Here is a 14536-nt window from a genome sequence, read left to right as displayed (position 1 = left end):
GAAGCTTTATGCTTCGGCTTATTTTTTCTCTTTTTCCGGCCGTATCCAGCCGGATATGGTGGTTTGACGAGCGCGGGTGAGGGTGAGTTCACCTTCGGGGCAGTTGCGGGTGAGCGTGCTGCCGGCGCCGGTGGTGGCGCGGTGGCCGATGGTGAGCGGGGCAACCAGCATGTTGCCGGAGCCGATGCGCACTTCGTCGCCGATAACGGTTTGGTGTTTGTGTACTCCATCGTAGTTGCAGGTGATGGTGCCGGCGCCGATGTTGCTGCGGCTGCCGATTTGCGCGTCGCCGAGGTAGGTGAGGTGGTTGGCTTTGCTGCCGCGGCCGATGGTGCTGTTTTTCACTTCCACGAAGTTGCCGATGTGCACTTCGTCGGCCAAATCGGCATTGGGGCGCAGGCGGGCGAAGGGGCCGATGCGGGCGCTGCTGCCGATGCGGCAGTTTTCGAGGTGCGAGAAGGGCTCGATAACCGTGTTGTCGCCGATGACAGCGTTTTTAATCACGCAGTTGGCGCCGATGGATACGTTGTTGCCGAATTGGTTTTCGCCTCCCAGCACCACGTTCACATCAATCACCACGTCTTGGCCGTGCTGAAGGCTGCCGCGCAGGTCGAAGCGGGCCGGGTCGCGCAGGGTGAGGCCGGCTTGGAGCAGGCTTTGCGTCTGTTCGCGTTGGAAGATGCGCTCGAGTTCGGCGAGCTGGATTTTATTGTTCACCCCGGCGGCAAGGTAGGAGGAGGCTACCTGAACGGGATGCACGGCCACGCCATCGGCGCGGGCAAGGGCGATGACGTCGGTGAGGTAGTATTCGCCTTGAGCATTGTTGCTGGAGAGGCTGCCCAGCCAGCGGGCAAGGTGTGCGTTGGGCAAAACGAAAATGCCGGTGTTGGTTTCGCGGATGGCTTTTTGCTCTGGAGAGGCGTCTTTTTCTTCCACAATGGCCGCTACTTGGCCGTTGGCCTCGCGGATGATGCGGCCCAGCCCGAAGGGGTTGGGCGGGATGTCGGTGAGCAGGCCGATTTCGCTGCCGGCGGCTTGCAGCAGCTCTTCCAGGGTGGCGTGGTTAATCAGCGGAACGTCGCCATAGAGCACGAGGGTGCGGCCCGTGCTGCCGAGGTGCGGCAGGGCGGTTTGCACGGCGTGGCCGGTGCCGAGCTGTTCTGTTTGCTCCACCCAACGGATGCCTTTGCGCTGCACTTGTTCACGCACCTGCTCTTTGCCGTGGCCGATCACCACGTTGATGCTTTGCGGGCTGAGGCTTTGCGCGGTGTCGATAACGCGCTCAAGCATAGTTTTGCCGCCGATGCGGTGCAGCACTTTGGGCAGGGCGGAATACATGCGCGTGCCTTTGCCGGCGGCGAGGATGACGATATGGAGGGGCTGGTGCATGAGTGGGCTTTCTAGAAACGATTTCTTTGAAATGATGGTTTTCAGGTAGCCTGCTTGGGGCTACCTGAAAAAAGAGGATTCAAACTGCCGATATTAATGGCCGCTTGGTGCTTCGGGCACGCTGTCGCCGCTCCAGGTGGTGCGCGGCACGCTGTGTTGGTGTTGTTCGCGGGTAACAGGCACGGGCACGGGGCGGTATTCGTTGTAGCGTTGGTCGCGGGCGAAGGTGCCGTCTTGGTATACCACGGGCGTGCCTGGGGCATAACGCTGGCGCAGGCCGGTTTTGCCTTGTTGGTCTTGGTAGGTCTCCCAAGTGCAGGCGGAAAGGGCGATGAGGGCGAGCAGTAGAACGGCGGGGCGCATGACTTTATCCTTTTTCTGTTGTGAGACGGGTGTTGCTTTTGTTGCCAATTATAACGCGAACAGCCGGGGCTGGCTGTTGGTTTTTAGGCTTTGAGGGAGGTAGGGAGTTGGGGATAGCTGTGTGTCCGTTGAGTTTTCAGGTAGCCTTTGGTCGGCGTGGGGTGGTTGTCGGTGTTGAGGCTACCTGAAAGATTGGCCAGTATATCGGCTTAATGGTAGAGTAGCGGGAGGCAATCGTGCCGTTCAAGCAATGGGAGAAAATCATGAAGCGTTTGGGTTTGATGTTGGCCATTTGTGCGGCGATAAGTGGGGCATATGCTGCTCCAGCATGGGACACGGGCTATGCGTATGGGGCAAACCATTGTTATGGTTTCCACGCACCAGCAGGCTGGACGCAGGATAACCGGTTGCTGGCCGATAAGGGCGTGCCGATGGTGTTTCTGCCGCAAGATGGCAAGTTGCGTGCGGCGCGGGTGATGATTTATGCGGGCAGCATCGGCCGCAAGCCGCACGAGAGCTTTACTGCAGCCGTGCGCGGGCAGGTGAATGATGTGGTGGCGCAATATGCCCAATCGAATGAGCGCATACGGCCAGCCATATTGCGCCGTATCCGTGCCCGCGACGGGGTGAGCGGCGAACTGTGGCGTTTTACCGGTTACAGCAACGGCGGGCAGGAGCTGGTGGCCTATCTGCCGGGCAGCCGTTCGGTGAATTATTTTGTGGCGCAAATCCCCGCGCAGGCAGATGCGGCGGCTGTGGAAACCGCTATGCTGGCTTTGGCAGCCAGCTACCACGAGCGGCAGTCGTGCCCGCCGTGCCGTGGCGAAGGATGTGTGTCGGAGTGATGATGTAATGGGTAAAAGGCTACCTGAAAGTTCAGGTAGCCTTTTGCTTTGTCGGACATAAATTCTAATCGCTGCTTTTGCCGTGCGGCTTGAGCCGGTAGGCACAGACGATGGTGAGGATGCCGACGGCGAGGGCGAAGCTCATATTCAGGTGGATGCCGTTGAGCATGGCTTGCTGCGGGCTGCTGCTGCTGGAGAGGTGTTCGCCGATGTTGGTGGTGCCCACGAAGGCGGCGGATATGGCCTGCACCATGCGCCCGGCCAGCAGCACGCCGAAATTGGGCGCGAGGGCGCAAATCAGCGAGCCGGCGAGGAAGGTGGCTTGGGTGATGAGCACCATTTTGCGGGTTTCAAACCATTGGATGACGCCGGCGGTAATCGGCGTGAATGCGCCCATCACCAGAAGAAAGCCGGTGGTGAGCCATTGGGCGGTGGTTTTATCGATGTGGAAATCGCGCATGATGGGCGTGAGCGCCACGTTGAGCAGGGTGTCGTTCAGGTAGCCGAAGAAGGCGCCGATAAAGAGCGTGGCCACGATGGTTTTGGCGGGGAAGCCGGGGCGGTCGGCAAAATATTCGTGTTGGGTATCGGCAGAATCGGTGTGTTGCATGGGGTGTTCTTTCTTGTTATTCGATTATGGCCAAGAGGCTACCTGAAATCCAGTATTGGAATGCAAGAGCCAGATTTTACATGATTTTTCCAGCTAGAGCCTGCAGCTCGCACATATTGCGGGCGATATGGTCGGCACATGGCTGCGGCTGGGCACGGCTGCCGAACCACACCGTGCGCATGCCCAAAGCTTTGGCCGCTTGCAGATTAGCCGGGCTGTCGTCCACCAGCACGCATTGCTGCGGCGGCACGGCCAGCGCGGCGCACACCATGTGGAAGGCCTGCGGCTGCGGCTTGTAGTGCAGGGCAAGGTCGTCCACGCCGAATAGGGCTTCAAAATGGCTGCCCAGCTGCATGGCTTCGATTAGGGCGTGCACATAAAATGCAGGGCCGTTGGAAAACACGGCTTTGCGGCCGGGTAGGGCGGCGAGCGCGGTATCGATGTGCGGCATCGGCTGCAAGGCGGCGATGAGTTCGGGCAGATGATGACTTTGGCGCAGGAATTCGGCGGGGCAAACCTGCGGATGGTGCTGCTGCAAACCGCCGAGCGTGGCGCCGTAGAGTTGCCAATAGTGCTCGCGCAAGTCGGAGGCTTCGGGCAGGCTCAGGCTCAGTTCGCGTGCCATGAATTCGGTCATGCGGCGGTTGATGAGGCGGAAAATGCCCGCATCGGCGCGGTGCAGGGTATCGTCTAGGTCGAACAGCCAAACGGGCTGGGAGGGCGGCATGAGGCTACCTGAAAAATAAAAAACCGAATTATATAGCTGCTTCAAATGAGCATTCTACTTCTTTGCCCGCCGTGCCATACTTGCCGCTACGGCCTGCTGCCATGCCCAATTTGAATTGGTGGAACTCACACTCCCGCCATCGGGACGGTTTGCTGCTATAATCCCACTGATTTTCACAACCAATTATCATTCAGGAGATTGCTATGGCTCTGGTATCCATGCGCCAGCTTTTAGACCACGCCGCCGAACACGGCTACGGCCTGCCCGCTTTTAATGTGAACAACTTGGAGCAGATGCGCGCCATCATGGAAGCGGCCGACCAAGTGAACGCGCCCGTTATCGTGCAGGCTTCCGCCGGCGCGCGCAAATATGCCGGCGCCCCCTTCTTGCGCCACCTGATTTTGGCGGCAGTGGAAGAGTTTCCGCATATTCCCGTGGTGATGCACCAAGACCACGGTGCCTCGCCCGATGTTTGCCAGCGCTCTATCCAGCTGGGCTTCTCCTCCGTAATGATGGACGGCTCGCTCCTGGCCGACGGCAAAACCCCGTCTTCCTACGAATACAACGTGGACGTTACCCGCACCGTGGTGAACTTCTCCCATGCCTGCGGCGTGTCGGTGGAAGGCGAAATCGGCGTGTTGGGCAACTTGGAAACCGGCGAAGCGGGCGAAGAAGACGGCGTGGGCGCGGTGGGCAAATTGAGCCACGACCAAATGCTCACCAGTGTGGAAGATGCCGTGCGCTTCGTGAACGACACCGGCGTGGACGCGCTGGCGATTGCCGTGGGCACCAGCCACGGTGCATACAAATTCACCCGTCCGCCCACAGGCGACGTATTGCGCATCGACCGCATCAAAGAAATCCACGCAGCCCTGCCGAACACGCATATCGTGATGCACGGCTCCAGCTCGGTGCCGCAGGAATGGCTGAAAGTGATTAACGAGCACGGCGGCGGCATCGGCGAAACCTACGGCGTACCGGTGGAAGAAATTGTGGAAGGCATCAAACACGGCGTGCGCAAAGTGAATATCGACACTGACCTGCGCTTGGCCAGCACAGGGGCAATCCGCAAATTCTTAGCCGAAAACCCTGCCGAATTCGACCCGCGCAAATACCTGGCCAAAACCATCGAAGCCATGAAAGGCATCTGCCTGGCCCGTTATCAGGCCTTCGGCTGCGAAGGCATGGCCAGCAAAATCAAACCGATTTCGCTAGAAAAAATGGCCACCCGTTATGCCAAAGGCGAGCTGAACCAAGTGGTGGCGAAGTAATATAGTGAATGCAATTTAAATCGAGGAAAGGCGGCGAGCCGCAGGCAGTACGCGCGTACAGTCAGGCGAGCCAACGCGGTATCGGTTTAAATGTAATCTGCTATAACTTGATTTGAATGATGTAACAGGCTACCTGAAAATATGTTCAGGTAGCCTGTTTGTTTGGGGCAAGAGGCTACCTGAAAAAGCAGCAGAGCAGCTCCAATGCAGTTTCAGGTAGCCTTCTCCGTTGCCCATCATGAATTTCCCCGCCTCATCCGCTATAATCCACATAAATTAATCACGCCAATTTCTATCTATGAACCCACCCGCTTTCGTGGGCATCGTTACCCCGCAAACCATTGCATTCGAACAGCCCTTTGCCCTGCAAAACGTCGACACGCTGCTGCGTTTTGATTTGATTACCGAAACCTATGGCACGCTCAATGCCGATAAATCCAACGCCATCCTGATTTGACATGCCCTTTCCGGCATGCACCACGTGGCCTGCCGCCACCATCCGGACGACGAACACTCCGGTTGGTGAGGCAACATGGTCGGCCACAATAAACCGGTGGATACCAAGCTTTTTTGTGGTCGGGCCCAATAACCTGGGCAGCAGCGGCCCGTTGAGCATCAACCCCGCCACAGGCAAACCTTACGGCTCGGATTCTCCGATGGTTATCGTAAAAGCCCGGGTGCGCTCGCAAGCCATGCTGGCCGACCATTTCGGCATCAAGGGGCGGCAGTCTCGGCAGTATACAGACCTTGCAATGGGCAACCGACTTCCCCGAACGTGTGCGTCACGTGCCGGTGATTGCCTCTGCGCCTAAATTGTCCACCCAAAACATCGTGTTTAACGACATGGCCCGCCAGGCTATCCTCACCGATCCCGACTTCCACGAAGGCCACTACTCCAGTCGCCAAGCCGTGCCCCGGCGCGGCCTGAAGATTGCTCGCATGATGGGGCACATTACTTATCTGGCTGAAGACGGGCTGGGCAAAAAATTCGGCCGTCAGATGAGGAGCGGTAAGCTGCAATACGGCTACAGCATTGAATTTGAGGTGGAAAGCTACCTGCGCTACCAGGGCGACAAATTCGCTGACCGCTTCAATGCCAACACTTATCTGCTTATGACCAAGGCGCTGGACTATTTCGACCCCGCCGCCGATTTCGACTACTGGCACAACCGTTTTCAGGTAACCTTCGGTGGGCACATATGCTCGTGAGCAAGGGTATGTTTTAGTGATTGGTACGACACGCCGAACATCCATTGGTGCATCCTGGGCTATTTCGATCACCTGTGCGCGAGAAACCGCATCCACGTACTGGAACGCGCGGTGACAGTTGGCAGCCAGCGTATTTCCTACCTGCCGAACCTGTTGGGTGGTTTGGTGTCTTATCGCGAGGGTCAAATGATATATTTGGTTTTATAATTCAGCCTGTTGCCTATATTAACGGGGAGATTGTTTAAACATACCTAATTCGCCATTTGTTTGATTTAAGTCAAATATATCGCGCCCACAGGCAATGGTATCGCCTGTGGGCAAAACGTATAATCAAGTTAAATTTTTTAGACATTTTGTAATGTCAAGGGGGAAAGCAGTATGTTGCGCAATTTTTCAGACAAATTTTTCGGCAACGACGACAAGGGTGACTTCGAGCTGCAATGCCTGATGATGATTATCGAAGACCCGGCACGCCGCCAATGGGCGGTGCGTTTGAAAATCACCAAAAAATACGATGTTAGCAACGCCCGCACCATATTGTTGGAAAAATTCGAAAAAGGGTTTGAAAAAGAACATGATGCCCAGTTGTTTGTGTTGGACGAGCTGGATGAGTTTCCGATATTCCGTGTTAAGGTGTTGGAAGGTTTCCGACAGTAATTGAGTTGTTGATTTATACAAAAGGCTACCTGAAAGCTGGATTAGGCTTTCAGGTAGCCTTTTTAGGAATGTTGAGCAAGTAGGTGAATTTTATCTTCGTGAGGGCAGGCAATACCAGGCTACCTGAAACACTGTAGCAGCTGAGCTTGCACCCATCAGCTGTACCAGTTGAGGCTACCTGAAAATGGTGCCGTCTTGGCAAAACGCATTCGGCTCCGTATAATTCGCACTTTCTACGGCGGGTCTCCCCGCATGCAGGTTTGGGACAAGGGGTCAGGTGCGGAAGCAAGCAGCCCACCCTGAATTCAGCAGTGCCGGGGCTCCGGCTCGCCACCTCATATAAAAACCGCTCCAGTGTAATACCGGAGCGGTTTTGCTATATATGGCTGAATAGCTGAAGCTATTTCAGCAAGAGCTTATTTGTAAAAACGCTCAATAGAATGAATTTTAAACGCGCTTACTTGGCATTTGTCGGCCACGAATTTTTTAAATTCGGCCTGGTTCAGATAGCGCACTTCCTCGCGTGGCAGCTGCAACAAGACCTGGCGGTTTTGGTTGCTGTTGATGGCATCAGCAATGGTTACAACGTAGTTGGTGGTTTTTTTTGTCATAATTTACTCTCGTTAAAGCTGTTATTTTCTAGTGCAAACAGAATTTTTATTATCTGATAGATTGCTTTTGTAAAAATGGTAAATTATCTATTCTGATTGTGCAAGGTTCAGGAGGGTAAAGATATGCAGGGCTATGTAAATGCAGTAATGTCGGTAGGCGGCCTCAGAGGTTTACCACTTTTTTGTGGATAGTTCATCGGTCAGCTGTTGCAGAAGCTGTAAGCGGTTGGCACGGATATGGCCGGCTTCTGCAGTGGCTTTGATCGCGCAGCCAGGTTCTTGGCGGTGGCTGCAGTTGTGGAACCGGCATTGGCCGATGAAGTCGCGCATATCGGGGAAATAGTGGGGCAGGGAGGCTACCTGAAGATGGTGCAGGCCGAATTCCTGCAGGCCGGGGGAATCGATGATGTGGGCGGTTTCGTTTAGGTCGTAGAGCTGGGCGTGGGTGGTGGTGTGTTTGCCGGAGTCGAGGGCGCTGGAGATTTCGTTGGTGTGGGCGATGCTTTGGCCGAGCAGGGCATTAATCAGGGTAGATTTGCCCATACCGCTTTGGCCAAGCAGGATGCTGGTGTGCCCATTCAACACTGGCAGCAGGGCGGCGGCATCTTGCATGGCGCTAACGGGCAGCACGGGGTAGCCCAGGCCTTCATAAAACTCTAGTTTGCTGCGCCATTGTCCTGTTTCCGGCAAATCGGTTTTGTTCAACACAATCACTGCGCCGATATCGGCTGCTTCTGCCGCCAGCAGGGCGCGTTGTAACAGCAGCTCGCTGGGTGTAGGCACAGCAGCCAGCACAATCAGCAGTTGACTCACATTAGCGGCAATCAGCTTGGTTTTCCAAGCATCTTGGCGGAAGAGCAGGCTGCGGCGCGGCAGGAAATCTTCAATCACCGCTTGCTCGGCATTCAGCGGCGTGATGTGTACTTGGTCGCCGCAGGCGAAGTCTACCCGCTTTTTGCGGGTGGTGGCCTCGAAGGTGTGGCCGCCGGTGGTGCGTACAATAAAGCGGCGGCCGTAGCTGGTAACGATTTGGGCGGTGTCGGTCATGGCAGTGTGCCGGGTGGGAAAGTGTCATCATAGCAAGGATTGGCATGCTGATGCCAATTTGCCTGCTGTGCCGGGCAGAATGGCTATATAATCCGGCTTTATTTATCCCGATCAATAGGGAATCGCCACACCATGACTACCACGCCGCTTCTCGATACCATCGACTACCCGCAGGATTTGCGCCGTTTGCGTGAAGACCAGTTGCCGCAGCTGGCTGCTGAATTGCGTACCTTTTTGCTCGACAGCATCAGCAAAACCGGTGGCCATTTCGCTAGCAATCTGGGCGCAGTGGAGCTGGCTGTGGCATTGCATTATGTGTACGATACGCCTAACGACCACTTAATTTGGGACGTAGGCCACCAAAGCTATCCGCACAAAGTGCTCACTGGCCGCCGCAATCGCATGCACACCATGCGCCAATACGGCGGCTTGGCCGGTTTCCCCAAGCGCAGCGAATCGGAATACGACGATTTCGGTGTTGGCCACTCCTCCACTTCCATCGGTGCGGCATTAGGCATGGCGGTGGCCGACAAGCTTTCAGGTAGCCCCAACCGCAGCGTGGCTGTTATCGGCGACGGCGCGATGACCGCCGGCCAAGCTTTTGAAGCACTGAACAATGCGGGCGATATGGACATCGATTTGCTGGTTATCCTCAACGACAACGAAATGTCGATTTCCCCCAACGTGGGCGCTTTCCCCAAATACCTTGCTGGCAGCCAGGCCAAAGACTGGCGCGCCACCCTGCGCAGTATCAAACACAAATCCGAAAAAGTGCTCGACAAATTGCCCGGCGCGCTACACATCGCGCAGAAAGTGGAGCAGCGGCTGAAAAGTGTGCTCGACGGCTCGCGCATCCGTCCAGATTCCCTGTTCGACAACTTCGGCTTCACCTACACCGGCCCGGTGGACGGCCACAACGTGCGGCAACTGGTGGCCGTGCTCAAAGATATGAAACAGCGCAAAGGCCCGCAGCTTTTGCATGTGCTCACGCAAAAAGGGCAGGGCTACAAACTGGCTGAAAACGATCCGGTCGGTTTTCATGCCGTGGGCAAATTTAATCCCGACCAGGGTCCAGTGAGTGGTGGCGCTGCCCCTTTGAGCTACACTCAGATTTTCGGCCAATGGATATGCGACCAAGCCGCTGCAGATGGCAAATTGGTTGCCATCACTCCCGCCATGCGTGAAGGCAGTGGGTTGGTGGAGTTTGAGCGACGCTTTCCCGAACGTTATTTTGACGTCGGTATTGCCGAGCAGCACGCCGTTACCTTTGCTGCCGGCCTAGCCTGTGGTGGCATCAAACCCGTGGTGGCGATTTACTCTACTTTCCTGCAACGCGCTTACGACCAACTTGTGCACGACGTGGCATTGCAAAACCTGCCAGTATTGTTTGCCATCGACCGTGCCGGTATCGTCGGCGCCGACGGCCCCACCCATGCCGGTGCCTATGATTTGAGCTTCCTGCGCTGCATTCCGAATATGGTGCTGGCTGTGCCCAGCAGTGGCGAAGAATGCCGCCTGCTGCTTTCTACCTGCTACGCGTTGGATTGCCCCACTGCCGTGCGCTACCCGCGCGGTGTCAGCGGCAGTACGGTAATCGGCAGCAGCTTGGATACCGTGCCGGTAGGCAAGGGCGTGGTGCGGCGGCAGGGCAGGGGAACTGCTGTGTTGGCTTTCGGCAGTATGGTGCAGCCCGCGTTGCAGGCAGCGGAACAGCTGGATTTAACTGTGGCCGATATGCGCTTTGTGAAACCGCTGGACGAAGAATTGATTGCCGATTTGGCTGCCACCCATCAGCAGCTAGTGTGCATTGAAGAAAACGCCGTGCAAGGCGGAGCCGGCAGTGCGGTGTTGGAGGTGCTGGCCAAACAAGGCTGCCGCTTGCCCGTGTTGCTACTGGGCATCGAAGACATCGTTACTGGCCACGGCGACCCGACTATCCTGCTGGACGACCTGGGTTTGAGTGCTGAGAAACTGACAGCACGGATTGAAACATTTGCATAATTAGTTGGCTGAGTACAGCTGAGAGCAGCTATTGTGATGGGATGAATCATAAAATGATGGTAAAAAGGCTACCTGAAAATTTCAGGTAGCCTTTAATTGCGGTTGAACAAAAAGGGTTGTAATGTATTGGTTATTGCCAAAGCACTTTACTTCCTACTATGTTGGCTTACCTTGTTGTATTCCTGTATTGTTTGTGATTAGCCATCTTGTATCAGTTTCAGTAACTCCGATAAAGCAATAACAAATAATTGTAGCAGCTATAATACACAAAACATAAATAAAAAGAACTTAACTTGGCTTCCAAAGTTAAGTTCTAAAGTCATTATTTTTTGTTATTCTAAAACCCAAAATTAACTGAACTCTTGAAGTCTTGGCACGCTGTACTTTCTATACTATGAACTCAACGGATGCATATCCTACTACCAAAAATCTTTCGTGTTCAGCCTAGCTCTCGCTTCTGGCAACAATCTTGTAAATCTGTGAAGGGTGAATTTGCTCGCCCAAATTCTTGGTAGCTTGCTTGGCTATTCTCGTTATTCCTACCCCTATCATTGCTTTTGTGCAGTATCACAATATGTCGATTCCTCCTCAAATATTGGTGGTAACAAACAACACATAGTCTCCATCTGACTGGCTGCGGTCGATACTTTTCAGCTCGTCATGTTCTTGTCGTGCATCGCTCAGGCATTGGAAGTGAACTTCGAATGGCTGGCCACCGGCAAAGGAGAAATGACCGGCATCATGTATGAGCCAGTGCGAGAGGTGCTGGTCGAAGCCTTGCCCGAATACAACAACTATACCGAAGAGCAGCGCGAGTTTTTGTGCCTGTTTGATAAACTGCCCAAGGGCAAGCGTGAAATTCTGTTCACGTTTATGTGGGAGTGGGTGAGGTGAAAAATTTGGAGCCGGTGGAGTTCTTGGAATTTCAGGTAGCCTGCAGGTTTTTGAGTTTGATCTGCTCGCAAACCTACGGGCTGGAGTTACGCGATTACTGTGATGTTTTTAGATGTTGGAATACAGTTAGAAAATCAGCGAACTGCTCAATAAAAAAGTATTTGATACTCTGTTGCTTATTAACGATGGGAAACCGGAACATAAAGCATTGATGGAATAGTGCTCAGGCTGTTGGCCCAGCTTGTTTCCTCTTCTAGGCAGAGATGGGCATGAGATGACGGCCAGAAATATCCAACAGCTTCTGCTTATGTGGTCTTAATATCAGGGAATTCAAACTCATTGCCCTTCCATTTTGATCAACACCTACAGGGTAGGTAGACAAGCTGGCTGTTATGTTTGTTGGTAGGCAATTCAATTGGTATTAAAAAATGACGGATTTACACTACTGTAAATCCGTCATTTTAGATAATGGGATACTTAGTTAGAAAGAAACCCGCACTCCCGTTCGTACCGATCTGCCCGGCAACGGAGCCAAATACTTCAAGGTGGAGTTATGCGGACGTGCTTCGGTATTACTCAGATTTCGGGCATCCAAAAACCATTCCATTTGAGCGGACTGTCCCAATTGATGGGAGTAATTCAGGTACATATCCCAAATAGTATACCCACCCAAACTGATTTCTTCGTTGATGACGCGCCCTAAATGTTTTTGTGGTAAATAGTGAGTCAAACTGCTGCTGAGCATCCAGTTTCCTTTACTCCAAACTAAACTTGCTCCGTATCGTGATGCTGGTAGTCCGGGCATATAATCACCATCATTTTTACGGCGCACATATTCATCCCATGAAGAACTATTGGAATCATTTTTACCGGTAAAAACCGGACTATTTTTTACCCAATCTACAAATACTTTTGCTTCTAAAGTACCATAACGATCTAAATGAAAATGATGGGATGCTTCTAATTCCATCCCTTTAATCCGGGTATCTCCCTGCCGCCATTCTTTATAAGGCAGCCCATCCCCTTTATCTGTGCCAGTTTGTCCCAAGTAGATATAGTCCTGGAAACGGGTTTGGTAATAATTAACCTTCAGTCGGCTATTTCTCCAACTAATTTGTTGGCTGAATTCCCATGTATTGGCCGTTTCAGGCTGCAAACGCGGATCGCCGTGCTCATTGGTTAAAATGGCGTAGTGTCGGTTACTGGCAAACAGCTCGTTTACTTCCGGCGCCCGTTGCGAACGGCTGTAGCGGATACCGGTTTCCCAACCTTCAGCAGGCTGCCACTTTAAAGCTGCCTGATAGCTGTTCAATTCAAACATTTTATTATTATGTTGTTTGATATAACCTTCATTTAAGCCGCGCCCAGGCTGGTAATTGCCCAATATGGCTTGCTGACGGGTGCGTCCATGCCGCGCACCGATATCAGTTGACCAATTTCCCCAATTAAACTTCTGCAACGCAAACACCGCATATTCGGTCGTTTTTGTGTCCGGCAGATAACGATCAACCCCCTCACCGTTAGTGCGGCGTTGTGTCCAATCCCCGCCTAACACTCCCTGCCACCATTGGATAGGTCGGTAATTTATCTCTAGTCTTCCTTGGTTGCTTTGGCTATTCAGGCTGTCGGCAAATTGGTTGCCGAGCAACTCACGGTTTGTCGCATCAATATGCGCAAAAGAAAACCTGACGTTATCCAACCAGGGTTGTTGCGAACGATACATCCCATCCAGTAGCCAACGGGCTTGGCTGCTTTCTATATTAACTGGTGACAATGCATTCTTCCTACCAGCTCGCGTGGATAAGGAGGCATAGCCCGGTACCCCGTAGCGGTTCAGATAACGGCTGACCCCCAACCCAATATATCCATCTGCACCGATATAGCTGACACCGGCCGATACAGATTGTTGGTGCATATGGCTATTGGCCATTTTGCCGTGTTCATTAGGTGTTACATCTTCAATACTTCTCAACCGTCTGCCTTTGCCTTCGGTAACAGATGGATCATATCCGGGATTTTCCACCCAATTGCCGTAAGAAGGCTTATCCCGACGGTAAACATCGGAAATATCCAATTCGTATTGGTCTAAGTAGTCTTTACCTCTGAGTAGATAATTCCGATCTACATATTTATAGAACCCCTGATTGAAGAAATACTCGTAATTCCTCGAAACTTGACACAAGAGAGTCAGCGGATAATTGGTATTGATTTCTGCCCGATTGTGGCATATCGCAGCCTTACTGTCTCCCGGTACGCGGTAGGATGAAATCTTGTTATTCATCCCGTCGATATGCCAGGCAATCTGCCCGCTTTTGCCGGTAAGGTTGAATAACTGCGTGGTCGGAGTATTGTATCCCCCGCTGATTTCCCCCTTGCCGCCAAAATTTTTCTCCGGCAGTTGTTGGGGAATCTGCCCAGTTTCCACTTGAACCGCCCCTCCAACAGCATGCCCTCCATACAACACGGCAGCAGAAGATTTCTGTACAGTTATCTTATCAGCTAGGAAAGGCTCAACCGCACTGGGCAGATTGCCGCTGATACCGGCCATATCCGATATACCCAAACCATTTTGCATCAGGTATACCCTCGATCCGGTCAAGCTGCGGATTTGCGGCAAACCGTTATTGGGGCCGAAGCTGTTGTTGTGAACACCACTGATTTTTTCTACCGTCTGCCCCAAGGATATTGCTCGAACAGATTGCAGATCTGAGTTATAAAGCACGCTCTTGCTACCGCTATCCAAACGGGCACCCGATTGCGGGGTTTTACGTCCCGTGATATGAATCTCCGATAACTCTACTGCATCTTCAGCCCAAACTGTTGTTGGGTAAGTATTAAAAACAACTAAACCTACTGACAGAAAAACAAAAAACTTCATAGCTACACCAGTTACACTATGTTATTCTATAACA

13 protein-coding genes, 1 other RNA gene and 2 pseudogenes are annotated in these 14536 nt (G+C 53.2%); 8 read left to right on the top strand and 8 right to left on the bottom strand.

Going from position 1 to position 14536, the window contains the following annotated elements; all coding sequences use genetic code 11:
• Positions 1-18 precede the first annotated feature (18 nt).
• Positions 19-1389, bottom strand: a complete 1371-nt coding sequence (gene glmU / locus A7P99_RS07755; RefSeq protein WP_067447988.1) for a bifunctional UDP-N-acetylglucosamine diphosphorylase/glucosamine-1-phosphate N-acetyltransferase GlmU — start codon at positions 1387-1389, stop codon at positions 19-21.
• A gap of 93 nt (positions 1390-1482) precedes the next feature.
• Complete coding sequence (locus tag A7P99_RS07750; protein ID WP_067447990.1) at positions 1483-1752, bottom strand: hypothetical protein; 270 nt, start codon at positions 1750-1752, stop codon at positions 1483-1485.
• A gap of 236 nt (positions 1753-1988) precedes the next feature.
• Between A7P99_RS07750 and A7P99_RS07745 the strand changes: the two genes are divergently transcribed.
• Positions 1989-2597 carry a hypothetical protein gene (locus A7P99_RS07745; RefSeq protein WP_153705561.1) on the top strand — a complete coding sequence of 203 codons (609 nt, stop codon included), beginning with the start codon at positions 1989-1991 and terminating at the stop codon, positions 2595-2597.
• A 64-nt stretch (positions 2598-2661) separates the two neighbouring features.
• Here the strand turns inward: A7P99_RS07745 and A7P99_RS07740 are convergent, their stop codons facing one another.
• Together A7P99_RS07740 and A7P99_RS07735 are read right to left on the bottom strand one after the other, a co-directional pair.
• Positions 2662-3207 (bottom strand): MFS transporter, encoded by a 546-nt coding sequence (locus A7P99_RS07740; protein WP_067687142.1) that lies wholly within the window; start codon positions 3205-3207, stop codon positions 2662-2664.
• Between the two features lie 76 nt (positions 3208-3283).
• Positions 3284-3934 (bottom strand): pyrimidine 5'-nucleotidase, encoded by a 651-nt coding sequence (locus A7P99_RS07735; protein WP_067528620.1) that lies wholly within the window; start codon positions 3932-3934, stop codon positions 3284-3286.
• A 203-nt stretch (positions 3935-4137) separates the two neighbouring features.
• On the opposite strand from A7P99_RS07735, the gene fba reads away from it, so the two are divergent.
• The gene (fba, locus tag A7P99_RS07730) at positions 4138-5205 is read left to right on the top strand and encodes a class II fructose-bisphosphate aldolase (protein WP_003824241.1); all 1068 of its coding nucleotides are present in this window, start codon (positions 4138-4140) and stop codon (positions 5203-5205) included.
• A gap of 129 nt (positions 5206-5334) precedes the next feature.
• On the opposite strand, the gene A7P99_RS10125 is transcribed toward fba, so the two are convergent.
• Positions 5335-5478 carry a hypothetical protein gene (locus A7P99_RS10125; RefSeq protein ID WP_153705560.1) on the bottom strand — a complete coding sequence of 48 codons (144 nt, stop codon included), beginning with the start codon at positions 5476-5478 and terminating at the stop codon, positions 5335-5337.
• 25 nt (positions 5479-5503) lie between these two features.
• Here A7P99_RS10125 and A7P99_RS07725 point away from each other — a divergent pair.
• The 4 genes and pseudogenes from A7P99_RS07725 to ffs all read left to right on the top strand — a co-directional run.
• A pseudogene (locus A7P99_RS07725) lies at positions 5504-6360 on the top strand (homoserine O-acetyltransferase); the annotation flags it as partial.
• 84 nt (positions 6361-6444) lie between these two features.
• A pseudogene (locus A7P99_RS09780) lies at positions 6445-6621 on the top strand (hypothetical protein); the annotation flags it as partial.
• 171 nt (positions 6622-6792) lie between these two features.
• Positions 6793-7071 carry a hypothetical protein gene (locus A7P99_RS07720; protein WP_067440955.1) on the top strand — a complete coding sequence of 93 codons (279 nt, stop codon included), beginning with the start codon at positions 6793-6795 and terminating at the stop codon, positions 7069-7071.
• A gap of 237 nt (positions 7072-7308) precedes the next feature.
• An RNA gene (gene ffs, locus A7P99_RS07715) (signal recognition particle sRNA small type) lies at positions 7309-7406 on the top strand.
• A gap of 81 nt (positions 7407-7487) precedes the next feature.
• On the opposite strand, the gene A7P99_RS07710 is transcribed toward ffs, so the two are convergent.
• Positions 7488-7682, bottom strand: coding sequence for a hypothetical protein (locus tag A7P99_RS07710; protein WP_067440952.1), 195 nt, complete (start codon positions 7680-7682; stop codon positions 7488-7490).
• Positions 7683-7853: 171 nt separating this feature from the next.
• The gene (gene rsgA / locus A7P99_RS07705) at positions 7854-8729 is read right to left on the bottom strand and encodes a ribosome small subunit-dependent GTPase A (protein WP_067447998.1); all 876 of its coding nucleotides are present in this window, start codon (positions 8727-8729) and stop codon (positions 7854-7856) included.
• A gap of 132 nt (positions 8730-8861) precedes the next feature.
• Between rsgA and dxs the strand changes: the two genes are divergently transcribed.
• Together dxs and A7P99_RS07695 are read left to right on the top strand one after the other, a co-directional pair.
• Positions 8862-10730, top strand: coding sequence for a 1-deoxy-D-xylulose-5-phosphate synthase (gene dxs / locus A7P99_RS07700; protein WP_067687139.1), 1869 nt, complete (start codon positions 8862-8864; stop codon positions 10728-10730).
• A gap of 693 nt (positions 10731-11423) precedes the next feature.
• Positions 11424-11624: a hypothetical protein gene (locus A7P99_RS07695; protein ID WP_067528616.1), complete on the top strand. Its 201-nt coding sequence runs from the start codon at positions 11424-11426 to the stop codon at positions 11622-11624.
• A gap of 481 nt (positions 11625-12105) precedes the next feature.
• Here A7P99_RS07695 and A7P99_RS07690 read toward each other — a convergent pair whose 3' ends face one another.
• Positions 12106-14502, bottom strand: coding sequence for a TonB-dependent receptor (locus tag A7P99_RS07690; protein ID WP_067448005.1), 2397 nt, complete (start codon positions 14500-14502; stop codon positions 12106-12108).
• Positions 14503-14536 lie beyond the last annotated feature (34 nt).

Origin of the sequence: Eikenella sp. NML120348, from assembly GCF_001648435.1 — a bacterium.
GTDB classification, from domain to species: domain Bacteria; phylum Pseudomonadota; class Gammaproteobacteria; order Burkholderiales; family Neisseriaceae; genus Eikenella; species Eikenella exigua.
The sequence above is the reverse complement of the archived record's forward strand: the minus strand, read 5'-3'. Positions and strand labels throughout refer to the sequence as shown.

Coding starts and splice junctions, on each gene's coding strand:
- A7P99_RS07750 (WP_067447990.1), bottom strand. CDS start 1,752: ATGCGCCCCGCCGTTCTACTGCTCGCCCTCATCGCCCTTTCCGCCTGC.
- A7P99_RS07690 (WP_067448005.1), bottom strand. CDS start 14,502: ATGAAGTTTTTTGTTTTTCTGTCAGTAGGTTTAGTTGTTTTTAATACT.
- dxs (WP_067687139.1), top strand. CDS start 8,862: ATGACTACCACGCCGCTTCTCGATACCATCGACTACCCGCAGGATTTG.
- A7P99_RS07740 (WP_067687142.1), bottom strand. CDS start 3,207: ATGCAACACACCGATTCTGCCGATACCCAACACGAATATTTTGCCGAC.
- A7P99_RS07710 (WP_067440952.1), bottom strand. CDS start 7,682: ATGACAAAAAAAACCACCAACTACGTTGTAACCATTGCTGATGCCATC.
- glmU (WP_067447988.1), bottom strand. CDS start 1,389: ATGCACCAGCCCCTCCATATCGTCATCCTCGCCGCCGGCAAAGGCACG.
- rsgA (WP_067447998.1), bottom strand. CDS start 8,729: ATGACCGACACCGCCCAAATCGTTACCAGCTACGGCCGCCGCTTTATT.
- fba (WP_003824241.1), top strand. CDS start 4,138: ATGGCTCTGGTATCCATGCGCCAGCTTTTAGACCACGCCGCCGAACAC.
- A7P99_RS07735 (WP_067528620.1), bottom strand. CDS start 3,934: ATGCCGCCCTCCCAGCCCGTTTGGCTGTTCGACCTAGACGATACCCTG.
- A7P99_RS07720 (WP_067440955.1), top strand. CDS start 6,793: ATGTTGCGCAATTTTTCAGACAAATTTTTCGGCAACGACGACAAGGGT.
- A7P99_RS10125 (WP_153705560.1), bottom strand. CDS start 5,478: ATGTGGATTATAGCGGATGAGGCGGGGAAATTCATGATGGGCAACGGA.